The organism is Aquimonas voraii, assembly GCF_900101825.1.
Classification (GTDB): Bacteria; Pseudomonadota; Gammaproteobacteria; order Xanthomonadales; family Xanthomonadaceae; genus Aquimonas; species Aquimonas voraii.
This window is the reverse complement of sequence record NZ_FNAG01000038.1, coordinates 1-1,132: the sequence shown is the minus strand read 5'-3', so window position 1 is coordinate 1,132 and position 1,132 is coordinate 1. Positions and strand designations below refer to the sequence as shown.

The 1,132-nt window shown below is 65.2% G+C and carries 1 protein-coding gene; it reads left to right on the top strand.

Features of this window, described 5'->3' with window-relative positions; translation table 11 throughout:
• On the top strand, positions 1-1,132 hold a 1,132-nt coding region (locus BLP83_RS18820), incomplete at both ends, for an Ig-like domain-containing protein (RefSeq protein WP_176764286.1).

Genomic DNA, 1,132 nt, shown 5'->3' with positions numbered 1-1,132 from the left:
GACGGCGGCACCGCCAACATGGGCGTGGACACGGTGACGCGGACGTTCGACGTGGTGGTGACCGAGGTCAACGACGCGCCGGTGGCGGTGGACGACACGCCGGCGGGCACGTACCTGGAGGACGCGGCGCAGTACGTCTTCACCGAGGCCTCGCTGCTGGCGAACGACAACGCGGGCCCGGAAGAGGGTAGCCAGACGATCACGATCGACAGCGTGGGTGCTGCCGTGGGTGGTTCGGTGAGCCTGAATGGTTCGAACGACGTGGTGTTCGTGCCGGCTGCTAACTTCAACGGCGCGGCGAGCTTCACCTACACCATCACCGACAACGGTACGACCAACGGCGCACCTGACGTCCTGACCGACACCGCGACGGTGAGCTTCGAGATCACCGCCGAGAACGATCCGCCGACCATCAGCGACGTTACCGACCGGACCATCGACGAGGACACCAACACCGGTACGATCGTGTTCACCGTCAATGACGTCGAAACCGCCGCTGCGGATCTGACGGTTACCGCGACCTCTGACAACCAGACGCTGGTGACGAACGCCAACCTGGTGCTGGCTGGATCGGGTGCGAATCGCACGCTGGTGGCGACGCCGGAGCAGGATGCGAATGGCTTCGCCACGATCACGCTGACGGTGACCGACGGCGACGCGACCGTGATCGACACCTTCTTGCTCACGGTCGACCCGGTGAACGACGCGCCGGTGGCACAGGACGACACCTTCAGCGTGGACGAGAACTCGCCCGCGCTCACGGTGGTTGGCACAGTGCAGGCGTCCGACGTCGACATGGATACGCTGAGCTTCGGCTTCGGTGGTTTCGCGACCGTAGCGGCGCCTGGCACGAACATCGGCGCCACCGACGGCGCTGGCATGGACGTTTCCACGCTGCTCTACAACCGCAACGCGGCAAGCGTGAGGCTGGCGCAGGACGCGTTCTTTGCCGCCATCGCCGCGCAGTGGTCAGGCACCGCCAGCTTCGCGACCTACAACGCGACCACGGGCGTGCTGACAATCACCAATACGTTCTGGGCCAGCCTACTGGTTGATCTCACGAACATTGGCGGGCCGTTCGCGGATCTCGGCCCAGGGCAGACCGCTTCGATGTCGGTGAACGACCTGACTG